25 protein-coding genes are annotated in these 23,047 nt (G+C 59.9%); 7 read left to right on the forward strand and 18 right to left on the reverse strand.

Going from position 1 to position 23,047, the window contains the following annotated elements:
- Window positions 1-2: 2 nt before the first annotated feature.
- Together HGP17_RS01335 and HGP17_RS01340 are read right to left on the reverse strand one after the other, a co-directional pair.
- Window positions 3-1,499 (reverse strand): glycosyltransferase family 39 protein, encoded by a 1,497-nt coding sequence (locus tag HGP17_RS01335; protein ID WP_168805246.1) that lies wholly within the window; start codon window positions 1,497-1,499, stop codon window positions 3-5.
- Window positions 1,492-2,511, reverse strand: a complete 1,020-nt coding sequence (locus tag HGP17_RS01340; protein WP_168808026.1) for a glycosyltransferase family 2 protein — start codon at window positions 2,509-2,511, stop codon at window positions 1,492-1,494. The genes HGP17_RS01335 and HGP17_RS01340 overlap by 8 nt, the downstream gene beginning before the upstream one ends.
- 95 nt (window positions 2,512-2,606) lie before the next feature.
- On the opposite strand from HGP17_RS01340, the gene HGP17_RS01345 reads away from it, so the two are divergent.
- The gene (locus HGP17_RS01345; protein WP_168805249.1) at window positions 2,607-3,575 is read left to right on the forward strand and encodes a lysylphosphatidylglycerol synthase domain-containing protein; all 969 of its coding nucleotides are present in this window, start codon (window positions 2,607-2,609) and stop codon (window positions 3,573-3,575) included.
- Here HGP17_RS01345 and HGP17_RS01350 read toward each other — a convergent pair.
- The 5 genes from HGP17_RS01350 to HGP17_RS01370 are packed head-to-tail and all read right to left on the reverse strand — an operon-like array spanning window position 3,572 to window position 6,321.
- Window positions 3,572-4,813: an RNA polymerase sigma factor gene (locus tag HGP17_RS01350; protein WP_168808028.1), complete on the reverse strand. Its 1,242-nt coding sequence runs from the start codon at window positions 4,811-4,813 to the stop codon at window positions 3,572-3,574. The genes HGP17_RS01345 and HGP17_RS01350 overlap by 4 nt on opposite strands.
- Before the next feature lie 10 nt (window positions 4,814-4,823).
- Window positions 4,824-5,201 (reverse strand): YciI family protein, encoded by a 378-nt coding sequence (locus HGP17_RS01355; RefSeq protein WP_168805251.1) that lies wholly within the window; start codon window positions 5,199-5,201, stop codon window positions 4,824-4,826.
- Window positions 5,202-5,216: 15 nt separating this feature from the next.
- Window positions 5,217-5,579 carry a YciI family protein gene (locus HGP17_RS01360; protein ID WP_168805253.1) on the reverse strand — a complete coding sequence of 121 codons (363 nt, stop codon included), beginning with the start codon at window positions 5,577-5,579 and terminating at the stop codon, window positions 5,217-5,219.
- An 11-nt stretch (window positions 5,580-5,590) separates the two neighbouring features.
- Window positions 5,591-5,950 (reverse strand): YciI family protein, encoded by a 360-nt coding sequence (locus tag HGP17_RS01365; protein ID WP_168805255.1) that lies wholly within the window; start codon window positions 5,948-5,950, stop codon window positions 5,591-5,593.
- A gap of 11 nt (window positions 5,951-5,961) precedes the next feature.
- Window positions 5,962-6,321: a YciI family protein gene (locus HGP17_RS01370; RefSeq protein ID WP_168805257.1), complete on the reverse strand. Its 360-nt coding sequence runs from the start codon at window positions 6,319-6,321 to the stop codon at window positions 5,962-5,964.
- Window positions 6,322-6,370: 49 nt separating this feature from the next.
- Between HGP17_RS01370 and HGP17_RS01375 the strand changes: the two genes are divergently transcribed.
- Entirely contained in the window at window positions 6,371-6,706 is a 336-nt protein-coding gene (locus HGP17_RS01375) for a hypothetical protein (RefSeq protein ID WP_246703940.1), read from the forward strand.
- A 31-nt stretch (window positions 6,707-6,737) separates the two neighbouring features.
- Here the strand turns inward: HGP17_RS01375 and HGP17_RS01380 are convergent, their stop codons facing one another.
- From HGP17_RS01380 to HGP17_RS01390, 3 genes are all read right to left on the reverse strand, one after another.
- On the reverse strand, window positions 6,738-8,240 hold the full coding sequence (locus HGP17_RS01380) for an AMP nucleosidase (RefSeq protein WP_168805259.1): 1,503 nt from the start codon (window positions 8,238-8,240) through the stop codon (window positions 6,738-6,740).
- 122 nt (window positions 8,241-8,362) lie between these two features.
- Window positions 8,363-8,539 (reverse strand): hypothetical protein, encoded by a 177-nt coding sequence (locus tag HGP17_RS01385; RefSeq protein WP_168805261.1) that lies wholly within the window; start codon window positions 8,537-8,539, stop codon window positions 8,363-8,365.
- 333 nt (window positions 8,540-8,872) lie between these two features.
- Complete coding sequence (locus HGP17_RS01390) at window positions 8,873-9,211, reverse strand: DUF2147 domain-containing protein (protein WP_168805263.1); 339 nt, start codon at window positions 9,209-9,211, stop codon at window positions 8,873-8,875.
- Between the two features lie 462 nt (window positions 9,212-9,673).
- Here HGP17_RS01390 and HGP17_RS01395 point away from each other — a divergent pair, with 462 nt between their 5' ends.
- Window positions 9,674-9,937: a sel1 repeat family protein gene (locus HGP17_RS01395; RefSeq protein ID WP_168805265.1), complete on the forward strand. Its 264-nt coding sequence runs from the start codon at window positions 9,674-9,676 to the stop codon at window positions 9,935-9,937.
- 283 nt (window positions 9,938-10,220) lie between these two features.
- Window positions 10,221-10,526: a hypothetical protein gene (locus HGP17_RS01400; RefSeq protein ID WP_168805267.1), complete on the forward strand. Its 306-nt coding sequence runs from the start codon at window positions 10,221-10,223 to the stop codon at window positions 10,524-10,526.
- Between the two features lie 27 nt (window positions 10,527-10,553).
- Here HGP17_RS01400 and HGP17_RS01405 read toward each other — a convergent pair whose 3' ends face one another.
- Both HGP17_RS01405 and HGP17_RS01410 read right to left on the reverse strand, forming a co-directional pair.
- A complete protein-coding gene (locus tag HGP17_RS01405) occupies window positions 10,554-11,666 on the reverse strand; it encodes a pyridoxal phosphate-dependent aminotransferase (protein ID WP_168805269.1) in 1,113 nt (370 codons plus the stop codon).
- Between the two features lie 113 nt (window positions 11,667-11,779).
- A complete protein-coding gene (locus tag HGP17_RS01410) occupies window positions 11,780-12,709 on the reverse strand; it encodes an AraC family transcriptional regulator (RefSeq protein WP_168808031.1) in 930 nt (309 codons plus the stop codon).
- Between the two features lie 82 nt (window positions 12,710-12,791).
- Between HGP17_RS01410 and HGP17_RS01415 the strand changes: the two genes are divergently transcribed.
- A complete protein-coding gene (locus HGP17_RS01415) occupies window positions 12,792-13,619 on the forward strand; it encodes an oxidoreductase (protein ID WP_168805271.1) in 828 nt (275 codons plus the stop codon).
- Between the two features lie 63 nt (window positions 13,620-13,682).
- On the opposite strand, the gene HGP17_RS01420 is transcribed toward HGP17_RS01415, so the two are convergent.
- Window positions 13,683-14,075 carry a PilZ domain-containing protein gene (locus HGP17_RS01420; RefSeq protein ID WP_205925770.1) on the reverse strand — a complete coding sequence of 131 codons (393 nt, stop codon included), beginning with the start codon at window positions 14,073-14,075 and terminating at the stop codon, window positions 13,683-13,685.
- 310 nt (window positions 14,076-14,385) lie between these two features.
- Here HGP17_RS01420 and HGP17_RS01425 point away from each other — a divergent pair, with 310 nt between their 5' ends.
- Window positions 14,386-14,820, forward strand: coding sequence for a glyoxalase superfamily protein (locus tag HGP17_RS01425; RefSeq protein ID WP_168805274.1), 435 nt, complete (start codon window positions 14,386-14,388; stop codon window positions 14,818-14,820).
- A gap of 65 nt (window positions 14,821-14,885) precedes the next feature.
- Window positions 14,886-16,253 (forward strand): MATE family efflux transporter, encoded by a 1,368-nt coding sequence (locus HGP17_RS01430; protein ID WP_168805275.1) that lies wholly within the window; start codon window positions 14,886-14,888, stop codon window positions 16,251-16,253.
- Window positions 16,254-16,315: 62 nt separating this feature from the next.
- Here HGP17_RS01430 and iolB read toward each other — a convergent pair whose 3' ends face one another.
- From iolB to HGP17_RS01455, 5 genes are all read right to left on the reverse strand, one after another.
- Complete coding sequence (gene iolB, locus HGP17_RS01435) at window positions 16,316-17,113, reverse strand: 5-deoxy-glucuronate isomerase (RefSeq protein ID WP_168805276.1); 798 nt, start codon at window positions 17,111-17,113, stop codon at window positions 16,316-16,318.
- A gap of 16 nt (window positions 17,114-17,129) precedes the next feature.
- Window positions 17,130-18,044 (reverse strand): myo-inosose-2 dehydratase, encoded by a 915-nt coding sequence (iolE, locus tag HGP17_RS01440; protein WP_168805277.1) that lies wholly within the window; start codon window positions 18,042-18,044, stop codon window positions 17,130-17,132.
- Between the two features lie 67 nt (window positions 18,045-18,111).
- Entirely contained in the window at window positions 18,112-19,962 is a 1,851-nt protein-coding gene (gene iolD / locus HGP17_RS01445) for a 3D-(3,5/4)-trihydroxycyclohexane-1,2-dione acylhydrolase (decyclizing) (protein ID WP_168805278.1), read from the reverse strand.
- A gap of 22 nt (window positions 19,963-19,984) precedes the next feature.
- A complete protein-coding gene (gene iolC, locus HGP17_RS01450) occupies window positions 19,985-21,922 on the reverse strand; it encodes a 5-dehydro-2-deoxygluconokinase (RefSeq protein ID WP_168805279.1) in 1,938 nt (645 codons plus the stop codon).
- Window positions 21,923-22,100: 178 nt separating this feature from the next.
- Window positions 22,101-22,973, reverse strand: coding sequence for a MurR/RpiR family transcriptional regulator (locus HGP17_RS01455; RefSeq protein WP_168805280.1), 873 nt, complete (start codon window positions 22,971-22,973; stop codon window positions 22,101-22,103).
- Between the last annotated feature and the right edge of the window lie 74 nt (window positions 22,974-23,047).

Genomic DNA, 23,047 nt, shown 5'->3' on the forward strand with positions numbered 1-23,047 from the left:
GCTTACTTCGGATAAATCCAGGTATAGGCGAAAGACGTCATGTCGCCCGGACGACCATGGATATATTGCACGTCCGCAAGCTTGATGTCCGGTGTCGCATATTGCGGGCCGAGCGTGTCGCGCAGCCAATCCGCCAGCGCGACCGGCATGGTGCCGTTGTCCTTGCCGTTGCGCCACACGATCAGGATCGGCCGATTGGCGCTCCACTCATAAGCGGTCTTCAGATTGGGGAAGAAGCGCGACATGGTCGGCACGTCGGGAAGCTGAAGATGCATGTTTCCCGCCGGCAGCCAGCCATCGGTCATCACCATGCCCGGTCGCTTGCCTTCCGCCGCCACGATCTGCCGCACGAAAGCCGGATAGGGCGTATTGTAATGCTCGAAAGCGCCGGCCTGGATGGGGAAGAAGGCGCGAAACAGCAGCAGCGCCGGAATGACGACCATCATCACGAGCGGTACGTAGAAGAAGCGCTTTCCGAAATCCGCCGCGCGAATGCCCGCCACTTCCATCTTCAGGCACAGATAGATCGGCAGAAGAAAAAGAAACGGCAGCAGCCAGCGGTCACGCAGATCGGTCATATCGATGGCCAGGATCAGCCCGAGCACGATGATGCCGATGACAGCCAGAAGAACTTCGAAGAAGCGCGTCCACTCATTCGATTGCTTGAGGTTTTTAAGCAGGCTCTTGCCGAATACCAATGCGTAGACGATGAGCGTCGGCGCGCTGATGACGAGGATCAGCTTGATGTATTTCAGCGGCCCCTTGACGAGTTTCGCAAAGGCACCGGTCGGTGCGTTCTCGGACATGATCCCGAGCGTGCGGCCGGAGGCAAGCTTGAGATTGTCCATCAGCCAAAGGCCGTGCGGCAGGAAGATCACCAGCGAAATGGCGATCGTCAGCAGGAAGCGCTTGTCGAAGACGCGGGCGCGGCCCTGCGGATGTGTGAGCACTGCGACAAAGGCGCCGGCCACCAGCAGCGCGAAATTGTATTTCGACAGCATGCCGAGGCCGAGAGCGACGCCCATGAACGCATAGGAGCCTAAGCTCGGCGCCTTCAGTGTCCGAATGATGCCGTAGAGAAACAGGTTGATGGTGAGGAGTTGCGCGACCGTATGCGTGAGATCGCGTTGTGCTTCCCAGAAAAATTGCGGGATGGTGAGCAAGGAAAGCGTTGCGATCGCTGCAAAGACCTTGTCGGTCAACACTTCCCGCGCAAGCCTGTAATAGCTGAGGTAAACGAGGAAGAGGAAGAGGTTCTTGACGCTAGAGATGGTCGCCAATGACAGGCTGAAAGCCGAGATGACGAGCGACTGCACCCAATTATACAGCGGCGGCTGGGAATCGTAGCCGAAGGTCAGCCATTGGGAGAACAGCGCCTGCTGCGACTCGTCATAGCGCAGCCCGTGCGGCAGGATGAGGCGCACAACGAACTCGAGAATGAAGTAGCCGGCAAGCAGAGGGATTATGGCATCTGGTCGGCGGACCAGATATTTATGCATCCTGATGATCTCTGTCGAATATCTTGCGGACGATATAGTTCGGCGAGAGGTCGTCGCGGTAATAGATGCGGGCGATCATTTCGGCGAGAATGCCCGTGGTGATCATCTGAACCGACGACAGCAACAACACGATACCCACCAGAAGCAATGGTCGGCTGCCGATATCGTCACCGAATATGAACTTGTCGATGAAGAGCCAGAGCAGGATCAGCGCCGCAAGCGCGCCGAGACCAAGGCCCAAAGATCCGAAGAAATGTCCCGGCCGCGCCTTGTAGCGCATGAAGAACATCACCGACAGCAGATCGAGGATGACGCGGAAGGTGCGCGAAATCCCATATTTCGATGTGCCGTGCTGGCGGGCATGATGGGTGACTGGAACTTCGCCGATGCGCGAGCTCGGCACAACGCCGGCAACCCAGGCCGGGATGAAGCGATGCATCTCGCCCATCAGCTTGACCTGCTTGATGATGGAAGAGCGATAGATCTTCAGGCTGCAGCCATAATCGTGCAGCTTCACGCCTGTGATGCGGCCGATCAGGTAATTGGCGCACCAGGAGGGGATCTTGCGCAGGAGGAGGCCGTCCTGGCGGTTCTTGCGCCAGCCGACGAGCAGATCGAGCTGCCGGCGTTCCAGCTCATCGACCATTGAAGGAATGTCCTTCGGGTCGTTCTGCAGGTCGCCGTCCATGGTTGCGATGAGGCGGCCGCTGGCGGCATCGATGCCGGCTTGCATGGCGGCCGTCTGACCGAAATTGCGCTGCAGTTCGACGATGCGCAACGTCAGCCCATCACGGCCGAGCGATCTGCGGGCGTTGGCGAGCGTGGCATCCGTGCTGCCGTCATCGACCAGGATCAGCTCCCAGGATTTCGTAAAGCTGGTCATGGCTGAACAGATACGCTCGATGAGCGGTCCGACGCTTTCTTCCTCGTTGAAGACGGGTACGACCAGCGAAAGCTCCAGAGGGCTTGCCGGATCGGCCTGGGGGAGGGTCGACTCTGCCGTTGTCTGCAACACTTGTTTCTCCTAAAAGACCGGCAGTATCTGCCGGACGAAACGAGCGAGAAGTCCGGTCTGAAGCCTCCGCTCGCATTTGGGGCCCTAACTACATGAAGACTCCGATGGTTGCCAGCCGACAGAATTGGTTTATTCGCAACCGAATGATGCTGCTGACGCTCTCCGTCGTCGTGGCGTATGCCGCCTTCATCGAATGGTTCTGGGGCTGGAGCTCGATCCTGGCGCAATGGAGCAAAGTCGGAGCCTTGCCGATCCTCCTTGCGCTCGTTCTCCTGACCGGCACGTATTTCCTGCGCACCTGGCGCATCTACGATTACTTCCCGAAGGAAACGGCGGGCCATTTCGCCGCGCTCTTCCGTGTGACGCAGGTGCATAATCTGCTGAACATCATGATGCCGTTCCGCACCGGCGAGACCAGCTTCCCGGTGCTGATGCGCTCGGAATTCGGCATTCCGCTGGCGCGTGCGACATCGGCACTGCTCGTCATGCGCCTCCTCGATCTGCACGCGCTGCTGGCTGCGGCCGGCATCGGTCTTGCGCTTGCTTCGCCCTATCGGATCCTGGCCTGGATCGTGTGGGCTGTCTTCCTGTTGCTCCCTGTCGTCGGTTTTGCATCCCGTCGACCGCTCATCCGCCTTGCAGCCCGCATCCTGCCAAAGAAGGCGCAAGGGCTGGTCCATGAACTGGAGCGCGGACTGCCGGTCGATGCGAGCGCCTTTGCGCGTGCCTGGCTGACCACCGTTATCAATTGGCTGGTGAAGGTGGCGGTTCTGGCCTGGGCGCTCGGCCTCATGAATGTCGCCCCGCTTTCGGCGAGCTTCGGGGGCGCGCTCGGCGGCGAGCTGTCGTCTGTCCTTCCCGTGCATGCACCGGGCGGTGTCGGAACCTATCCGGCCGGCATCACAGCCGGCGCCATGGCCTTCGGTTCTTCGAGCGAAAAGGCCGCGATCGAGAATCTCGCACAGGCCAGTATCAATGCGCATCTGCTGATCGTCGTTTCGGCATTGACGGGAACAGCCATCGGCTTGCTCGTGTCGCGCAGACGCGTCGCAGGTTCTTAAGTCAGGTTCTGGTTGTCGAGTTCGGCCAGTCGCTTGCGCAGGAAAGCCTGTTCCGGCGCCTGCTGGCAGAGCGAAAGCGCCGTTTGATAGGATTGTCGCGCCTCGTCCGATCGCGCGAGCTGCCGAAGGAAATCGGCTTTCGCCGCATGCGTGAGGTGATATCGCGCCATTCGCTCCTCTTGCAGCAGCCCATCGACGATGGAAAGCGCCGCTGCCGGGCCATCGCGCATCGAGATCGCCACGGCCCGGTTGAGCTCGATCACCGGAGAAGGGCTTGCCGTCAGAAGCAGATCGTAGAGCATGACCAGTTGCCGCCAGTTCGTATCGTCAGCTGTTACGGCGCGGGCATGTTCGGCGGCAATCGCAGCCTGCAGGGCATAGCTGCCGACGCTTTCAGCCGACATAGCGCGTGCCGATAGCGCCAGGCCTTCGCGGATCTGATTGCGATCCCACAATGCGCGATCCTGATCGGCAAGCAGCACCAGATCGCCGTCGGCACCGGTGCGCGCATGCCGGCGCGAATCCTGCAGCAGCATGATCGCCAGCAAACCTTCCACTTCCGAATCCGGCAGCAGTTGCAGCAGGAGCCTGCCGAGCCTTATGGCCTCGGCCGCAAGATCGGCTCGCACAATGGCAGAGCCTGACGAGGCCGAATATCCCTCGTTGAAAACCAGATAGATCACGTGCAGCACCTGGGCCAATCGCTCCGGCAGTTCGGTCTTGCCCGGGACTTCATAGGGAATATTGGCAGCGCGGATGCGGTTCTTGGCCCGCACGATACGCTGTGCAACGGTCGGTGCCGGGATCAGGAAAGCATGGGCGATTTCTTCCGTCGTCAGGCCACAAACTTCACGCAGCGCCATCGCCATGCGTGCCTCGGAGGCGATGAGCGGATGGCAGCAGGTGAAGATCAGTCGCAGCATGTCGTCTTCGATGTCCTCGTTCTCGGCGACTTCCATCGCCTCTCCCTCCGGGTAAAGGCTATCGGCGATATCCGAATGGGCCGCATCGAACCGCGTTCGGCGTCTGATGTGGTCGATGGCGCGAAAGCGTCCGGCGGAGACGAGCCAGGCATAGGGATTGGCCGGCATCGTCTCCTCCGTCCATTGCTGGGCCGCAGCCGCAAAGGCATCGTGGAGCGCTTCCTCGGCCCGGTCGAAATCGCCGAGCAGACGGATCAACGTAGCCAGCACGCGGCGCGAATGGCTGCGATAGATACCTTCGATGGTCTGGTTCAGCGACACGGCCTCAACTGTTCTCCGCCAGATCTCCGCTGAGTGTCAGGGTGCGGACCGGGCGGATTTCGACGGCGCCGTAGCGTGCCGAGGGGATGCGTTTGGCAATGTCGGCCGCACTCTCCAGGTCGGGCGCCTCGATCAGGTAGAAGCCAGCCATATGCTCCTTCGTTTCCACGAAAGGCCCATCGGTGACCGAGAACGTATCGCCGTCCGGGCGGATGACGATCGACTTGTCCCGAAGCGCCAGGGCATCCGAAGCGATCAGGGTGCCATGCTGTCGCAGGCCGTTATCAAAGACGAAATGCTCGCCGATCAGGTGGTTCATTTCGCTCTTGTTCAATCGACCGTCGACATCGACGTTCGTGTAGATCAGGCATAGAAACCGCATGTTTTTCCTCCGGAGCTATTCATTCGGAAAGCGGATATCGAAAGTGGCCCGCACCTCGATCATCCCGTAGCGTGCGACGGGGAAAGTCGCGGCGATTTCAGCCGCTTCCTTCATGTCTTGCGCCTCGATCAGCACGAAGCCGCCAAGATGTTCCTTGATTTCGGCGAAGGGGCCGTCGGTGACGGTGGGTTCGCCCTGACGCACTCGAACGGTCTTGGCCGTATGCGGTTCGCGCAGGGCATTGGCGACGATGAGGTGGCCACTTTCGCGCAGCCGGTTGTCGTTATCGATCGAATCCTGGGTCAGCTTTCGGCCTTCCTCTTCGGAAAGCTTGGCGATTTCTGCGGTCTCGAACCAGACCTGGCAAAGGAACTTCATGTCTCTTCTCCTCAGGCGTCTGGGCCGAAATTGTGGATCGGCCGCACCTCGATAGCGCCGAGCTTGGCGAGCGGAATGCCGGCGGCAACGCGGATCGCCTCGTCCATGCCCTTGGCTTCGATCAGGATGAAGCCGCCGAGATGTTCCTTGGTTTCGATAAAGGGGCCGTCCGTCACCTCCGTCCCCCCATTGCGCATCCGCACCGTCACCGCCGATTTTGGCGATTGCAGCGCCTCGGCATGGATCATATGGCCGCTCGCCATCAGATCTCGATCGTAGCCGAGCGAATCCACGCCGAGTTTGTGTTTTTCCTCATTGGTTCTCGCGGCAAGCATCGCGCCGTCGAACCAGACCTGGCAAAGGAACTTCATGTCTGTTCTCCTCAGGCGTCTGGGCCGAAATTGTGGATCGGCCGCACCTCGATAGCACCGAGCTTGGCGAGCGGGATGCCAGCGGCGACGCGGATGGCGTCGTTGAGGTCCTTAGCTTCGATCAGAATGAAGCCGCCGAGATACTCCTTGGTTTCGATAAAGGGACCGTCCGTCACCGCCGTCTCCCCATTGCGAACCCGCACCGTCACCGCCGATTTTGGCGATTGCAGCGCTTCGGCAAGGATCATATGGCCGCTTGCCATCAGATCTTGGTCATAGCCGAGAGAGTCCGAATCCAGCTTGTTCTTTTCCTCTTTTGTCATGACGTTGAGCGTCGTGCCGTCGAACCAGACTTGGCAGAGATATTTCATCGCAGCGTCTCCTCTTCAATTTGCTGACAGGCATGGACGAATGGCCTTCATGCAAATCGACATCCCCAACCGCAGCATGACAAAAATTTTCGGTGCTGTCGAAAAAGCCCGAGCCCGGTCGACAAGTTCCGTGACCTCGAAAGGAGAAACGGACATGTACAACCTCGAAGCAGCCCTCATTTATCACTGGCACAAGAAGACCCTGTCGGACGAAGAGATCCTGCAGATGTCAAATCCTGGCGAAATCATTCGTCGCATGGCGATCGGATTTGCCATATTCGCCGCGATGATCGTTGGCTTAAATTTGTGGGCGGCGCCAAACGACGAACGGCCGCAAGTCGCGGCCGCTTATCAGGTGCAATCGATGCCGGCAGATAAGCAATAGGGCGATGCCCCATTGCCTTATGACCTGTGGCTTACTGAAACGCTGTTTCGAAGAAGCTGCGCAGCTTGCGTGAATGCAGCGTTTCCGGTGGCATGGCCGCCAGCTTCTGGATGGCGCGGATGCCGATCTGCAGATGCTGGTTCACCTGCGTGCGATAGAACGCCGTCGCCATGCCTGGCAGCTTCAACTCGCCATGCAGCGGCTTGTCTGAGACGCAGAGCAGCGTGCCGTAGGGGACGCGGAAGCGAAAGCCGTTGGCGGCAATCGTTGCCGATTCCATGTCGAGCGCGACGGCGCGGGCTTGGGACAGTCGCTTCACCGGGCCTGCCTGATCGCGCAGTTCCCAGTTGCGGTTGTCGATGGTGCCGACGGTGCCGGTGCGCATGATGCGCTTCAGCTCGAAGCCCTCATAGCCGGTGATTTCGGCGACGGCGGCTTCCAGCGCCACCTGCACTTCGGCCAATGCCGGGATCGGCACCCAGACCGGCAGGTCGTCGTCGAGAACGTGATCTTCGCGCATATAGGCGTGGGCAAGTACATAGTCGCCGAGGCGCTGGCTGTTGCGCAGGCCGGCGCAGTGGCCAAGCATCAGCCAGGCATGCGGGCGCAGCACGGCGACGTGGTCCGTGATCGTCTTCGCGTTGGACGGGCCGACGCCGATGTTGATCATCGTGATGCCGGCATGGCCCTTCTTTTTCAGATGGTAGGCCGGCATCTGCGGCAGCCGCGGCGCTACCACATCGCCTTCGGGCTGGCTGAAGCCGGCCTTGGTGATGATGTTTCCGGGCTCGACGAATTCGGTGTAGCCATCGCCGCCCTTGGCCATCAGGTCGCGCGCCCAATTGCAGAATTCGTCGATGTAGAACTGGTAGTTCGTAAACAGCACGAAATTCTGGAAATGCGCAGCACTGGTCGCCGTATAGTGCACGAGGCGGGCAAGCGAATAGTCGATGCGCTGCGCGGTAAAGGGCGCAAGCGGCGAGGGCTCGCCCGGCGGCGGAATATATTCGCCGTTGGCGATCTCGTCATCGGTCGTGTTGAGATCGGGCGTATCGAACAAATCACGCAGCGGGATATCTTCGAACACGGCAGCCGATGCCTCGACATGTGCACCTTCGCCGAATGCGAAATGCAGCGGGATCGGCGTGTTCGATTCCGACACGACGACGGGCACGTTGTGACTGCGCATCAGAAGTGTCAGCTGCTCTTTCAGATAATGCTTGAAGAGCTTGGGCCGCGTGATCGTCGTCGTATAAACGCCCGGCGCCGTGACATGGCCATAGGAGAGACGCGAATCGACATGGCCGAAGCTCGTCGTCTCGATGCTCACTTGCGGATAAAAGGCGCGATAGCGTGCCTTGATCGGCGCGCCTTTGGCGAGCCTGCTGAAATTCTCGATCAAAAACGCCGTATTGCGTTCGTAAAGTTCCGCCAGCGCATCCACCGCCTTGCCGGGATCATCGAATGTCTGCGGCTTGAACGGGGTGGGGGAGGAGATGTCGAGGGGTAAAACGGAAGATGTTCTGTTGCTCATGAGCCATCATAGAATGTCGTTGGTTACAAGCAAACGACGTTGCAACTTACGGCCCGGTTTCTCGCAGCTATTTTTCCGCGCGACCTGCATTTCAGGCGCCCGCACAGGCGCCTGGATGAAGCTTATTGAACGGTCGTGCAATAGGGCGTGCCGGCCTGCAGGCAGGTGAAGCTTGCGCCGAAATGCGATTGCGCGCCGCTGCGGCCGGCATGTTCGACCGCAACCGAGAAGCTGAATGCAAAGACTGCGGCAAACAGCATGATAATAACGAAACGCCGTGCCATGATGATCGAGTCCATTTTCCTTGGCCCTACCCGTGCCCTATACTGGACACTGTTTTGCCATGGTCAGGCTGAACAGGTGCTGAGATACCGGTTCATCCGGCGTTCATGAATCTTACCCGGCTAGAGCAATTCCAGGAAAAGTGCGCAGCGGTTTTCCGTCCGGAATTGCGCAAAAACAAAGAGCTAGAGCGGTTCGGGGATTCCATGAAACCCTGAACCGCTCTAGCTCATCCCGTTGCTTCGAGAATTAGAACGACAAAAGCCCGCTCGCGGTGTGGCAAGCGGGCTTATACAAATCGTAACGTCGCCAATCTTGAGGCTATGGCGAACGAATTTTTCGGGCTTGTTTTAAAGCCTCGTCCAGGTCTGCGATTTGCAGAAGATTTTCAGCACGCAGCCCTTCATCCGCACCTTGTTGCCGCTGACGGTTCCGGAGCCGCTGTAGGTCTTGTCCTCGGATGGATCCGTGAGTTCGCCCGTATAGCTGCCGTCCTTGCCTTGCATCTTGCCGATCTGACGGCCCGCATACTTGCCTGTCTTCAGCGTGACGCAGTAGCTGTCGGCGCAAGGCGTGATGGCAGCCGTATCGCCATCGACGGTTTTCCAGTTGCCGACAATCGGCTCTTCCGCAAAGGCGGTCCCCGCGCTGACGAGCAGCGTTGTCGCAAGAATGATTGTACGGATCATAATGTTGCTCCTCCCCAGGCAGCGTCCGGCCCAGAGGCCGATAATGAGGTGAGATTATCTGACGCGAACGTAAAGGTAAATATATGTCGCAAACGCAAATTCCCTGTTTTGCGGCCTTTGGAAACGAAGCGAAAATCCTGCTTCCGTCGACCGCAGCTTTTTTCGTGGTGAAGAAAGGGTTTAAATCCAGAACTTAACAGAACGTAAAATTCGCTCAAAAGTCCTTAATTTGCAAGGCGAGCGATGTTTAACAAAATCCCAAGTTTACCAAGCATTTGCACTTTGTTTGCATCGAATTAATCATGCATTTTAGGCGTTTTTTGAAAGCCGTCTGCGATAGTGAACCCATCAAACGAGCGGGGCAAACCCGCCGACCGGAAGGACCGGAAAGCCGCGGATGACGGCAAGGTCCCAACGGAAAACAGGGCAGATACAACGTAAGTGAAACAGGGATCATAACCGATGGCACGCTTCGAAACTCCGATGTCTGGAAATGCCATGATGGGTGGCAACGGCGCCGACGCTCTTTGTGAACTGGGCGTCAACTATGCGACCGGCAGAGGCTGCAACGCAGACCTCGTCGCGGCCCATAAGTGGCTGAACATCGCCGCCATCCGTGGCAGCGCACGGGCCGCCGAGCTTCGTGCCGACGTCGCCGCGACATTGACGAAGATGCAGCTCGCAGCCGCGCTGCGCGCCGCCCGCGAATGGATGACGACGCACTGAGGCGTGCCGCAAACAAGGCGACTTACTGACTGATCTCGAAGGAGGGGATGTCGGCGGTCGACGGGAGGCGAGCGCCGATACGATGAAAACCGCGACCAGCCGGAACAAGGCTGGCGCGGTTTCGTCGCTTTGGATTATTCGGGTCTCATTCCATTCATGCCGGTGGCGTACGACGTCAATATGTTCGGCAATATCGCAACGGAGACTGGCGATCATGGCTCAACGTCGCTAAGGTATCGGCGGTTTAAGCTAAATTATCAGCGCGGTACGACGCGCAAATTCAATGATCTTGAATGTCATCGACCGACGACAGCGCCGCTATCGTTGGAAACGTGTGAACGCAATCATCGAAGCCGTAGAGCATGACAATAGCTGCGCAGACGCAGACCTGGCGGATGAGTCGCCACCGGGCTTGACCATCGACTACGCGAGCCGGGACGATGTGTCCGTTCACGAAGCAATCCAATGGGCGAACCAGCAGCACTTTCCGGTAACGCTGTATATCTACGACGCGGATGACGGAACAATCTCTGCGCATTTTCATGGGTGCGGAGAGCGGTTCTGGCAAGACGATATGGGTGACTCATAATTTCGTAATTCGGCGAGGCCCAGAAGGTCAGTCGATCGCCTTCAGCACCTTCGGCAACGCCTCGGCAAGCAGGTCCAGATCCTGTTTTGGTCCGACGCTGACGCGGATGCAGCGATTGAGCGGCGCAACCCCCGGCATGCGGATGAAGACGCCGTGCTGGATCAGCCCGTCGACGATGGCACGGGCATACACACCGTCCCGGCCGCAATCTATGGCGACGAAGTTGGTGGCGGAAGCAAGCGGCAAAAGCCCATTGTCGCGAGCTATCGTCCCTATAACGTCGCGTGCGGTGGAGATCTTGCCGACCACCTCGGCGAGATAGGCCTGATCCTTCAGCGCGGCGAGGGCGGCCACGGTCGCAAGCCGGTTCATGCCGAAATGGTTGCGGATCTTGTCGAAGGTCAGGATGGTTTCCGGTACGCCGATGGCATAGCCGACGCGGGCGCCGGCAAGGCCGTAAGCCTTGGAGAAGGTGCGGGTACGCAGCACGTTCGGCAGATCGATCAGAGCCGAGATCGTGGGAAGGGAGCTCGCCGGTCCGGTTTCACTATAGGCTTCGTCGAGGATCAGCAGGCAGTTTTCCGGCAATGCGCGGGCAAAGGCGACAATCTTGTCGGCATCCCACCAGCTGCCCATCGGATTGTCGGGATTGGCGAAGTAGACCAGCGGCGCGTTTTCTCGCTTCACTGCCTCCAGCAGCCCATCGAGATTCTCGCGATCATCGACATAAGGCACGGTCACGAGGCGACCGCCGAAGCCGGCGACATGGAAATTGAAGGTGGGGTAGCCGCCGAGCGACGTGACGACCGACGTGCCCGGCTCGATGACCATCCGCGCGATCAGTCCAAGCAAGCTGTCGATGCCTTCGCCGACGGCGATATTGGCCGGCTGAACACCAAGATGGGCGGCCAGTGCCTGCTTGAGCTCGAAATTCTCCGGATCATTATACATCCAGATATCACCCGCCTGTTCGCGCATGGCCGCGATGACGGAGGGCGCCGGACCGAAGCCGTTCTCATTGGCGCCGATGCGAGCCTTGACGTTCAGCCCGCGTTGACGCTCCAGCGCTTCGGGGCCGACAAAGGGCACTGTGGAGGGAAGGGCGCTGATCAGCGGCGTGAAGCGCGAGAAGGCGGACATGCTGGCTCGATTTCCCAAATTCGGTTGCAGGGTGCGGCAGAATAGGCGCTTGGCGAGGCGTTGCAAGTGCGGAAAACGCCGCTTTCGGATTGCACGGTCAAGCCACGATCTCGCTACGCGCGCAGGGCGAGGTCGCCGAGATGCTGGCGCATCCATTTGACCTCTTCAGAGGCCGTTCGGCGAAAATGCCGTTTGAAGTCGCGGCTGAACTGTGCGGGACTGGCATAGCCGACCAAAAGCGCGATATCCGCGATCGTCCTGTCCTGGCGTGCCATCATCAGCCTTGCCTCGTGAAGCCGTATCGCCTTGACATATTGCATCGGGCTGCTGCCCGTCAGCGCCTTGAAATGCGTATGGTATGAGGGAACGCTCATGCCCGCTTCGCCGGCAAGGGCTGTGACCGAGATATCGGTACTGTAGGTTTCGCGCAGCCGGGCGAGGCTCTGGATGATCCGTCCCGATGTGCCCTTCTGTTGCAGGGCTGAAATCATCTGAGCACCCTGAGGACCGACGAGCACGCGGTAGTGGAGCTCGCGCAGAATGCTTGCGCCGAGAACGGCAGTTTCAAGGGGATCACCAAGCGCACGCAACAGGCGCAAGACCACGTCCTCGATAGCCGGTTCCATTCTGCTCGAGATCAAGCTTTTTGCCTGGGAGACTGTCTGGCCGGACCGCTGCATATCCACTTCCGAAGCGATTTCTGCGGCAAGCGGCATATCGAATTCGATATAGACGGCGAGCAACGGCCTTTCCTCGCTGGCCACGGATTCCATCCGAAACGGAACCGGCACCGACACGGCAAGATAATGCTCTTCGTCGTAGAGATACACGTCTCCCTCAAGCACGCCCTGCTTGCGCCCCTGCAGCACGAACACCGCTCCCGGCTTGTAGAGGACGGGAACGTCGTGAAGGACAGCCTCTGTCCTGAGAATGCGGACACTCAAAAGTCCGGTCGGATTGTATCCCTGATGGGGTGCAAGCCCTTCCGCCAACCGGACGAGCTCATGACGCGTCACACTCTGATTTATAGGATTTGGCAAAATTCTCATAGCTTCTGCAATCGATGGAGCCGCTTCTCAAGATTATCTGTCAAAGGCATCGATCAATCAAGAAGCGAGATCTCACATGTCGAAGAAGACCTTTTTCATCACCGGCGCCAATTCGGGCTTTGGCCTCGCCATTGCGACGGCGGCGAGCAACCAGGGCCACACGGTCATAGGTGCCGTGCGTTCGGAAGCATCGTGCGCAAGCCTCGCCGAACGCCTCCCGGAGGTTCATTCCGTTCTTTGCGATGTCACCGAATTCGACCGGATACCTGCGGTCGTCGAGCAGGTTGAACGAGACTATGGACCGGTCGACGTTCTGATCAACAATGCCGGCTATGGTCACGAAGGCATACTCGAGGAATCGCCGATCGAGGAGATGCGGCGCCAGTTCGAGGTGAATGTCTTCGGCGCAGTCGCCGTGGCAAAGGCCTTTTTGCCGAGGTTCCGTGAACGGCGGCGCGGCTTCATCGTCAACGTCACGTCGATGGGAGGCATGATCACCATGCCCGGCATTGGCTATTACTGCGGCAGCAAATTCGCTCTGCAGGGCATTTCGGAAGTGATGCGCGCGGAAATGGCGCCGTTCGGCGTTCGCGTCACGACGCTGTGCCCCGGCTCTTTCCGCACGGACTGGGCTGGCCGCTCGATGATCCGCACGGAAAGAACGATTGCGGATTACGATGCATTGTTCGACCCGATCCGCGAGGCGAGACAGGCGAAAAGCGGCAAGCAACTCGGCGATCCGGATAAGCTCGCCGCTGCGGTTCTGAGCCTTATCGCATCAGACAATCCACCGCCGCAGCTCCTGCTCGGCAGCGATGCCCTTAAATTCGTATCGGAAAGGATTGAGCGCCTGCAGCAGGAGATGGACGCCTGGAAAGCGGTCACCGTTTCGACCGACGGCTAACCAAAACAAGCGGCGGCAAAGGCGATAGAGCCTCTTGCCGCCAGTTTGCGTGCCGAACGGGAGTTAGTGGCGCCTGCCGCGCGCAGCGAGCGCCTCGGCATTGCCGATCATGAAGTCGGCGCGTACCACACGGCGCAGGGTTTCCGGTTCGATCAGGTTGATGAAGCGGACGTGCACGCGGTTGCCGTTGCGGCTGACTTCGGCGCAGGCGATGCGATAGGCAAGGCCGAGAATGTTCAGGTAGTAATGTGTCGGCAGCCCGACGGTCGTGCCGACCGTGAAGCTGGCGCCGCCGCGCGAGATATCCGTAATTTCGGCGCTGCGCACCGAAATGCCCGTCAGGCAGGGACGGACCGCGATAAGACGAGCCGGTCGTTGAACGTAGAAACGCTCCCAGCTTCTTTCGTAAACTTCGGATTTGACTTTCGCCAGATGTGTTGCGCGAAGCATCGTCATTCCCTGTTGAAGAACAGACCGAATTCATTTCGGTTACACCACGAACCTTGCACGGAGATTTTGCCGAAGCGTCAATTCCATTGATAGAATTTTAACGGGTTGATCATTTGTGCCGATTTGGACGCATCTTGACAGCAAAGCTCAGTTGGATCATACGAGCGATCGGTTCGAGGCGCCTGCCGCTCGCGGATGAAAATCCACGGTGAAGTCCTCGCTGTTTTAGGTCACGGCCATTAAGGGCATGCTGACTGACGGTAATGCGAGCTCCGTTTCACGGTCGTAATTGCGTGCCTTAACAAAGGCTGATCCTATGACGACGTATCCGTCCATAGATGAATTGAAGGCTCAGGCCCGACGTCTGCGTCAGGCGATGACCGAGCGCGGCGACGACATGAGCCACTCGACAGCGCTGGAACTCATCGCCAAGCAACATGGGCTGCGTGATTGGAACACGCTGTCGGCGCTCGCCGCAAAACCGAACGACGGGCCGGATGCGCCCTTCGATGTCGGCTCCGCCGTGCGCGGACGCTATCTGAACAAGCCCTTCACGGGCAAAGTCATAGCGATGTCGGCGAAGTCGGGCGGGCTCTACAGGATATCAATTCATTTCGACGAGCCCGTCGATGTGGTGGAGTTCGAGAGTTTTTCGGCGTTCCGCCAGCGCATCAACGCCCAAGTCGACGCCGACGGCATTTCGCCACGCAGGACATCGAACGGCCTGCCGCATCTGGTTCTCGACATTTAATCTTCATCCCTTCTCGTTGCGCGGCTATCTTCGCCGAAAGCGAGCGATTCCGTCCGGATACCACCATGACACGTCATACTGAAAGCAACATGTTCCTCACCGGTTGGCTGCCGGGCGTCTTCGCCAAGACCGCAGCACCAATCGTTATCATCACGACCGTCAGCGGCCTCTTCGCCGTCGTCGACGCCTATTTCCTCGGCGTCTATGTCGGGGCCGACGCGCTGTCCGCCGTCAGTCTCATCTTTCCCGCGCTCATGCTGCTGATCGCGCTGCAGACGCTGGTTTCAAACGGGATGGCGAGCATTCTCGCGCGTCGTCTCGGCGCCGGCGATCGCGATGGGGCGAAGTCGGTATTCACCGGCGCCCACACGTTGGCACTTGCCGTCGTGGTTTTGGTGAACGTCGTCTACTGGCTCGCCGGCCGCCAGTTCATTGCTGTGGCTGCGGCTGGAAATGCCGATGTTGCCCGCAGCGCCGAGGCGTTCATGGGCGTCATGGTCGCCTTCGCACCAATCAGCTTCTTCCTATCGCTGCATCTCGACGGGCTGCGCTGCGAAGGAAAGCTTGGCTTCATGACGCTGGTGACGCTTGCCTCGACATTGCTCAACATTCTGGCGAATTGGCTGTTGATCGCCGTCTTTCACTGGGGTGTGGTCGGCTCCGCAGGCGGCTCGATCCTCGCGCAGTTCATCTGCCTGGCGATCGTCGTCGTCTTTCGCCTGCGCCGGCCAAACGGGCTTTGGGTCGATTGGGCGGCGCACATTCGCGAGTGGCGTGGCATCTTCGCGTTTGGCGCACCGATGAGCCTCGGTTTCATCGGCATTTCGCTGAGTTCGGCGGCGATTCTCTTCAATGTGTCGATCTGGCATCAGGGCGATTATGTCGCGACTGTCGGCGCTTACGGGATCGTTACCCGCGTCATGACCTTCGCCTATCTGCCGCTCCTCGGCTTGAGCATCGCGTTGCAGACGATATCCGGCCATAACCACGGGGCAGCCCTTCCGGCGCGTGTGGGCCACAGCGTCCTGATCGCCATGATCTCGGCTTTGGTCTACTGCGCCGCCGTCGAACTGATCGTTGAGCTTCTGGCCGCGCATCTGGGGTCGATCTTCGTCGCGGATCCGCTCATTATCGAAGAGGTCGGCCGTATCCTGCCCTGGACGATCGGCGCCTATTTTCTCTTCGGTCAGGCGATCATCCTGTCGTCCTATTTCCAGTCGATCGGCGATGCGAAACGTGGTGCGATCTTCGGCCTGTCACGGTCCTATCTGTTCACATTGCCGCTGACATTCCTCCTGCCGCTCGTCTTCGGCGAACGGGGGATCTGGATGACACCGATCTTTGCCGAGCTGGGGATGATCGTGCTGACCTGGCTGGTGCTGTCGCGCAATGCCAGGGATCGGAAATGGCGCTACGGCCTGCTGCCGGCATGATATAAGAAAAGGCCGCGCTTTCGGGCGCGGCCTTTTCAATATGAACCTATACCAGGCGTCGTTCAGGATTTGAGCAGCCACTCATGCTCGACGGCATTGTGGAACTTCCAGATGCGCTTCGGGCCGGCCATGACGTTGAGATAGTAGAGATCGTAGCCGTGGCAGGCGGCGCAGGGGTGATATCCCTTCGGCACCAGCGTCACGTCGCCGTCTTCCAGCACCATCACTTCGTCCAGCGACCGGTCGTCCGTGTACACGCGCTGGAAGCCAAAACCCTGCGGCGGATTGAGGCGATGGTAATAGGTCTCCTCAAGGAAGCTCTCGTTCGGGAGATTGTCCTGATCGTGCTTGTGCGGAGGGTAGGACGAGGTGTGCCCGCCCGGCGTGATCACTTCCACCACCAGCAGCGAATGGGCGGCACCGTCGTCTTCCGGCATAATGTTGTTGACGTGGCGGACATTCGTACCCTTGCCGCGCGTTAAGGCCGGATGGGTGCCCGGTGGGATGGCGCGGGCTTCATGAGAACCGCCGCCCGGTGCCGAGCAGACGGCCAGTTCCAGATCCGTCTCGGCCGTTACCGACCAGTTTGAGCCGGCCGGAATATAGAGCGCGTGCGGCGCCCCCTCGAAAGGACTCATGCGTTCGCCAAGCGAGCCGAAATCTTTGGCTCCTGCCTTGGCGCTTCCCTTGCCGCTGACCCAGACGAGGCAGACTTCGCGGTCGCCGGTTTCGGCCGAAGCGGTTTCGCCCGGCTTCAGGTGGTGAAGATCGAAGCCGACATAGGTCCAGCCGGCGTTTTCAGGCGTGACGTGGGTGACGCGGCCATGGGCGCCGTCAGGTTTGACCTTGAGATTGGGCATGGACGTTGTTCCTTGCTTACTTGGGAAAGCCTTCCGTTTCCACCGTATAGCCTGCGGCTGTCATGACACGCATCAGCTCGGCATGGCCGATCTCGGCCATCTTCTGCGGTGGTGCGTTGCGCGGATCCTGCTCGGCCTCGACCACGAACCAGCCCTCGTAGCCGTATTCGGCAAAGCGCTTGACGATGGCGCCGAAATCCAGCGAACCGTCGCCCGGCACCGTGAATGCGCCGAGCGCGACGGCATCGAGAAAGGATTGGCGGCTGCGATCCAGCCCATCAACGACGGACTTGCGGATATCCTTGACGTGGACGTGGTTGATGCGGGCATGGTGGTTGTCGATGGCGCGTAGCACGTCGCCGCCGGCAAAGGCGAGATGGCCGGCATCGAGCAACAGCGGAATGCCTGCGCCGGAATTGCGCATGAAAGCATCGAGTTCCGGCTCGGTTTCGACGACAGCGGCCATGTGATGGTGGTAGGAGAGCGGCATCCCCTGCGCAGCGCACCATTCGCCAAACTCGGTGACGCGGCGGGCATAGGCCTTCATCTCGTCATCGGAAAGGCGCGGCTTGGTGGCGAGTGGCTTGGAGCGATCGCCCTGGATGGAACGGCCAACTTCGCCATAGACGATGCAAGGCGCATTGACGGCCTTGAACAGCTCGATCATCGGCGCGATGCGGTCCTTGTTGGCGGCAAGCTCTTCATTGACGAGCGTGCCGGAGAACCAGCCGCCGCAGAGCGTGACGTCGGCGGCGCGCAGGATCGGCAGCATTTCATCCGGGTTGCTCGGAAAGCGCCGGCCCTGTTCCATGCCCGTGAAGCCCGCACCGCGCGACTGGCGCAGGCATTCTTCCAGGGATACGTCGTCGCTGAGCTCAGGAAGGTCGTCGTTCCACCAGGCGATGGGCGACATGCCGAGTTTGGCCTTCATCAATAGTCTCCTTGAAAACACGATTGGAGGAGCCGAAAAGCTCCTCCGGAAAAATGACGGAAATGGATCAACCGATGCGCTGGGCGGCGCGGGCCTGTTCGTAGGCGGCGCGGGCCTTGTTGACTTCAGCACGCGGGCTGACCTCGGGAACGGCGACGTCCCACCAGTGGCCGCCTTCATTCGTCGTGATCAACGGGTCGGTGTCGATGACGATGACCGAGCTGCGGTCGTTCTTCCTGGATGCCTCGATCGCCTGTTCCAGTTCGGTGATGGAGGAGACCTTCACGGCAATCGCGCCCATGCTTTCCGCATGCGCCCGGAAGTCGATCTCAGGCATCACTTCGAAGCGCGAGTCCTTCAGGAGGTTGTTGAAGTTCGCGCCGCCTGTCGCCATCTGCAGGCGGTTGATACAGCCATAGCCGCGGTTGTCGAGCAACACGACGGTGATCTTCAACCCGAGCATGACGGAGGTCGCCAGTTCGGAATTCAGCATCATGTAGGAACCGTCGCCAACCATGACGACGACATCCTTCTCCGGACGCGCCATCTTGACGCCAAGGCCGCCGGCAATCTCGTAGCCCATGCAGGAGAAGCCATATTCCATGTGGTAGCTGCCGGGCACAGTCGCGGGCCAGAGCTTGTGCAGCTCGCCGGGCAGGCCGCCAGCGGCACACACCAGAATACTGTTTTCGCCACCAAGCGTGCGGGTGACGGCGCCGATGACCTGGGCATCGGAGGGCAGGGCGGCATTCGTCGTCGCCATCGCCTTGGCGGCTGCCTCCGCCCAGATCTTTTTCTCCCGCGCTGCCTTCTCGGCAAGCGAAGCCGGCGCATGCCAGCCGGTCAGTCCGGCGGAGAGCGCCTTCAGGCCTTCGCGTGCGTCCGTCACCAGTGGGTGACTATTGTGCTTGAGCGCGTCATAGGCTGCGATATTGAGGCCGATCATGGCCAGCTTTTCGTTCTTGAACAGCGCCCAGGAGCCGGTGGTGAAGTCCTGGCAGCGTGTGCCGACGGCGATCACCAGATCGGTATCCTCGGCAATGGCGTTGGCGGCAGACGTGCCCGTCACGCCGACCGAGCCAAGTGCTAAGGGATGGGTCTCGTCGATAGCGGATTTGCCGGCCTGCGTGACGACCACGGGAATGTCATGCGCTTCGGCGAAGGCGGTCAATTCTTTCGTCGCTTGCGAATAGAGCACGCCGCCGCCGGCCAAAATGACCGGCTTTTCGGAGCGGCGGATCAACGCGATTGCATTGGCGAGTTCGTCTGCGTCCGGCTGCGGGCGGCGCTGCGCCCAGACATGCTCTTGGAAGAAGCTTTCGGGGTAATCGAAGGCTTCGGCCTGCACGTCCTGGCACAGCGACAGCGTTACGGGGCCGCAATCGAGGGGATCGGTCAGCACCTGCATCGCGCGCTTCAGTGCCGTCATGATCTGCTCGGGGCGGGTGATGCGGTCGAAATAGCGGGAGACCGAGCGGAAAGCATCATTGGCGGAAACGGTGCCATCGCCGAAGTCCTCGATCTGCTGCAGAACCGGATCGGGCGCGCGATTGGCAAAGACGTCGCCGGGCAGCAGCAGCACCGGAATGCGGTTGACATGCGCGACACCGGCGGCCGTGATCATATTCAACGCACCGGGACCGATGGAGGTCGTGCAGGCCATGAAACGCTGACGGAAGCTTGCCTTGGCGAAGGCGACGGCTGCATGGGCCATGCCTTGCTCGTTATGCGCACGGAAGGTCGGCAGTTCCTCGCGCACCTGATAAAGCGCTTCGCCGATGCCGGCGACATTGCCGTGACCGAAGATGGCCCAGACGCCGCCGAAGATCGGCTGCTTCTGTCCGTCGATGATGGTCATCTGCTTCTTGAGGAAATGCGCGACGGCCTGTGCCATCGTCAATCGGATCGTCTTGCCCATCGGATGCCTCCCAAATGCGAAACTATTGCAGACCGCGGGTTTTGAGCCACGCCGCCGTCAGTTGTCGGAAACGGCCGGCCATATCGGCAATCGCTTCCTCGTCGTTGATGCCACCCGAGAGCCATGCGCGGGCTGTATCGGAGAAGATGGTCCGCCCGACGGCGAAACCCTTGACCGAGGGGGCCGCCAGCGTCGCCTCGAAGCTGCGGATCAGTTCCTCCGCCGGCGCCTCCAGACCGAGCAGTACGATACCACGGCACCATGGATCATTTTTGGCAATCACGGCATCGATTTTTTTCCAGGCAGCGGTCGAGCCCTGCGGCTCCAGTTTCCACCAGTCCGGCTTGATGCCGAGTGCATAAAGCTCTTCCAGCGCCGTCGCTATGGTGTCGTCGGTCAGCGGGCCGTTCTTGCTGGCGATGATTTCCACCAGAAGCTCGCGGCCAACCTTGCGTGCGGCTTCGAAAAGCGTCCGCAACTTCTGTTGTTGCTCCGTCTTCAAGTCCTTCGGGTCGTCCGGATGGTAGAAGCACAGGCACTTGATGCAGTGATGGAGCGGCCATTCGACAAGCTGAGATCCTATGTCCTGGCTGAACTCGAATCGCAGAGGTTTCGAACCCGGCAGCTCGACGGGGCGGCCGATCCAGGAAAAATTCTTCGTGGCAGCATCGAAGAAAGCGTCACGCCCGAAGCGCTCGTCGATCAGCATGCCGTAGCCGGGACGGCCATCGGACACCCTTGCTGCCGCTGCGACGGCGAGCCGTTTGAAGGCAACGATCTTCTCATGGCCAAGGCCAAGCTCGTCGCAGACGCTGACGAGCTGCGAACGGTGGTCGATCGCCAGCGCCATCAGCAACGGGATTTCGTCGCCACGCCGGGTCGTTGCCCAATGAATATGGTTGATCGCCTCATCCTTGCGCAGCGCCCTGTGTTCGCTGCCGGTCTTCAGGAAGAAGTCGAGCTCCGTCCAGGTCGGGTATTCCGGCGAGCAGAGCAGGCGGGAGACGGCAAAGGCGCCGCAGGCATTCGCCCAGGTGGCGCAGGTCTTCAGCGGCTCGTCGCGCAAATAGCCGCGCAGGAAGCCGGACATGAAGGCGTCGCCCGCGCCGAGAACGTTGAACACTTCGATCGGGAACCCCTGGCCGACGATTCCCGCTTCAAGATCGTCCGAGATTGAACCGTCATAAACGATGCAGCCCATGGCGCCGCGCTTGAGAACTATGACGGCCGAGGAGAGGCGGCGGATCTCCCTCAAGGCTCCGAGAACGTCGTCGGCACCCGAGGCGATCATGATCTCTTCTTCCGTGCCGACGATCAAATCGCAATCCGGCAGCGTTTCCTTCATCTTGGAGGAGACGCGATCCGACTTCACATAACGCTCGAAGCCTTCGGCGTGGCCGGCGAGGCCCCACAGGTTCGGCCGATAATCAATGTCGAAGATTACCTTGCGGCCGTTTGCCTTGGCGATGCGGATCGCCTTGCGTTGGGCCGCTTCGGTATTCGGCTTGGAGAAATGCGTACCGGAGACCAGAACGGCGCTCGAGGACTTGATGAAGTTCTCGTCGATATCGTCTTCGTTCAGCGCCATGTCGGCGCAGTCGGACCGATAGAAGATCATTGGCGAGACGCCCTCGGCCTCGACCGCAAGCAGCACCAGTGCCGTCAGGCGCTCCTTGTCCGTCGCGATCCCGTCGACCGCCACCCCTTGGCGTGCAGCCTGTTCACGGATGAAGCGTCCCATCTGCTCGTCGCCGACGCGGGTAATAAGGCCGGATTTGAGACCGAGGCGCGCCGTACCGATGGCGATATTGGCCGGGCAGCCGCCGACCGACTTTGCGAAGGATGCGATATCCTCGAGCTTCGATCCGATCTGCTGACCATAAAGGTCGACGGAGGAGCGACCGATGGTGATCACATCGAGTTTCGCCTCCGGCTGAGCGCCAGGATTGTCGTGTGCCATGATGTCCTCCCGTCGGGGCATGACCTCTTTGCTCTATAACTTGGGCCGAGATCATGCAGTATTGAATAGTGCCGGTGTTCGTTTCGTTCCGGTTGCGATCGATCGAACGGCCATCTCCCGCAGCCTTGATCTGATCGTAGTGAAACATCGGTTCCGAGATTTTGTCAATTCGGAATGTTTATTCCATTTTTGTTTTATCGGTTTTTGCCATCTCTTTTCGCCGGCGTTCAGCAATGGCGACGGGGAAGGCCATGACCAGCGCCATGGATGCGGCCATCGAGCGAAACCCGGCGAAGTCGGCCTCCGCCACTTCGAACCAATGGTCTGCGCAGGCGGTCAGCGGCGAAAAGGCCGAATCGGTAATGGCGATTACAGGCACATTGCGAGAGGCAAGATCCTGCGCCTGAGCGAGGCTCTCGGCTGCATAGGGCGAAAAGCTGGCTGCGATCGCAGCATCCTTTTCCGTGGCGAAGCGCGCGATCTCGCCATCGATGCCGTTTGGCGACGCAACGATCTGATGGCGGATGTTGAGCTTGGAAAAAGCATAGGCCATATGCGCGGTCAGCGGATAGGAGCGGCGCTTGGCGATGAGATAGATGGTCTCGGCCGCGGCAAGGACGTCGACCGCCTTGACGAAGGTTTCCGTCTCGATCGTCGCGGCCAGCTTGTTGACGGACTGGCTCGCCGCAGAGAGAAAGCCGGAGAGAATGCTGGCTTCTTCATTCTCCACGCCAGAACGCTCCAAGGTCACCAAGCGCTCCTCATAGCTCAGCGTCCGGTCGCGGAGCCGCTCGCGAAAGATGCTCTGCAGGTCGGAGAAGCCCTCGTAGCCGAGGTGATGGGCAAGGCGTACCAATGTCGACGGCTGCACCTCCGCGGCGGCGGCGATGCTGGCGGTCGTGCCGAAGGCGATCTCATCGGGATTGCCGAGCGCAAAGGCGGCAACCTGCGCGAGGCGCTTCGGCATGGCGTTCTTGCGCTCGATGATGATGCTGCGAAGGCTTTCGAAGTCGCGCGGCACCCTGGTCTGCGTATCCATACCGTTATCCATGCCTGCCCTTCCGCCACTCTGCGCCATAATGAAATAAATATTCCATATTTGCAACGATAGCGGATTTTGAATCG

The organism is Rhizobium sp. P38BS-XIX, from assembly GCF_012641435.1.
In the GTDB taxonomy this organism is placed as follows: Bacteria; Pseudomonadota; Alphaproteobacteria; order Rhizobiales; family Rhizobiaceae; genus Rhizobium.

What these genes read in the sequence shown, in the direction of transcription:
- HGP17_RS01335 (WP_168805246.1), bottom strand. Translation starts at nt 1,499, where the DNA reads ATGCATAAATATCTGGTCCGCCGACCAGATGCCATAATCCCTCTGCTT.
- HGP17_RS01345 (WP_168805249.1), top strand. Translation starts at nt 2,607, where the DNA reads ATGAAGACTCCGATGGTTGCCAGCCGACAGAATTGGTTTATTCGCAAC.
- HGP17_RS01355 (WP_168805251.1), bottom strand. Translation starts at nt 5,201, where the DNA reads ATGCGGTTTCTATGCCTGATCTACACGAACGTCGATGTCGACGGTCGA.
- HGP17_RS01360 (WP_168805253.1), bottom strand. Translation starts at nt 5,579, where the DNA reads ATGAAGTTCCTTTGCCAGGTCTGGTTCGAGACCGCAGAAATCGCCAAG.
- HGP17_RS01365 (WP_168805255.1), bottom strand. Translation starts at nt 5,950, where the DNA reads ATGAAGTTCCTTTGCCAGGTCTGGTTCGACGGCGCGATGCTTGCCGCG.
- HGP17_RS01370 (WP_168805257.1), bottom strand. Translation starts at nt 6,321, where the DNA reads ATGAAATATCTCTGCCAAGTCTGGTTCGACGGCACGACGCTCAACGTC.
- HGP17_RS01375 (WP_246703940.1), top strand. Translation starts at nt 6,371, where the DNA reads ATGCAAATCGACATCCCCAACCGCAGCATGACAAAAATTTTCGGTGCT.
- HGP17_RS01380 (WP_168805259.1), bottom strand. Translation starts at nt 8,240, where the DNA reads ATGAGCAACAGAACATCTTCCGTTTTACCCCTCGACATCTCCTCCCCC.
- HGP17_RS01385 (WP_168805261.1), bottom strand. Translation starts at nt 8,539, where the DNA reads ATGGACTCGATCATCATGGCACGGCGTTTCGTTATTATCATGCTGTTT.
- HGP17_RS01390 (WP_168805263.1), bottom strand. Translation starts at nt 9,211, where the DNA reads ATGATCCGTACAATCATTCTTGCGACAACGCTGCTCGTCAGCGCGGGG.
- HGP17_RS01395 (WP_168805265.1), top strand. Translation starts at nt 9,674, where the DNA reads ATGGCACGCTTCGAAACTCCGATGTCTGGAAATGCCATGATGGGTGGC.
- HGP17_RS01400 (WP_168805267.1), top strand. Translation starts at nt 10,221, where the DNA reads ATGATCTTGAATGTCATCGACCGACGACAGCGCCGCTATCGTTGGAAA.
- HGP17_RS01405 (WP_168805269.1), bottom strand. Translation starts at nt 11,666, where the DNA reads ATGTCCGCCTTCTCGCGCTTCACGCCGCTGATCAGCGCCCTTCCCTCC.
- HGP17_RS01415 (WP_168805271.1), top strand. Translation starts at nt 12,792, where the DNA reads ATGTCGAAGAAGACCTTTTTCATCACCGGCGCCAATTCGGGCTTTGGC.
- HGP17_RS01420 (WP_205925770.1), bottom strand. Translation starts at nt 14,075, where the DNA reads ATGACGATGCTTCGCGCAACACATCTGGCGAAAGTCAAATCCGAAGTT.
- HGP17_RS01425 (WP_168805274.1), top strand. Translation starts at nt 14,386, where the DNA reads ATGACGACGTATCCGTCCATAGATGAATTGAAGGCTCAGGCCCGACGT.
- HGP17_RS01430 (WP_168805275.1), top strand. Translation starts at nt 14,886, where the DNA reads ATGACACGTCATACTGAAAGCAACATGTTCCTCACCGGTTGGCTGCCG.
- iolB (WP_168805276.1), bottom strand. Translation starts at nt 17,113, where the DNA reads ATGCCCAATCTCAAGGTCAAACCTGACGGCGCCCATGGCCGCGTCACC.
- iolE (WP_168805277.1), bottom strand. Translation starts at nt 18,044, where the DNA reads ATGAAGGCCAAACTCGGCATGTCGCCCATCGCCTGGTGGAACGACGAC.
- iolD (WP_168805278.1), bottom strand. Translation starts at nt 19,962, where the DNA reads ATGGGCAAGACGATCCGATTGACGATGGCACAGGCCGTCGCGCATTTC.
- iolC (WP_168805279.1), bottom strand. Translation starts at nt 21,922, where the DNA reads ATGGCACACGACAATCCTGGCGCTCAGCCGGAGGCGAAACTCGATGTG.
- HGP17_RS01455 (WP_168805280.1), bottom strand. Translation starts at nt 22,973, where the DNA reads ATGGATAACGGTATGGATACGCAGACCAGGGTGCCGCGCGACTTCGAA.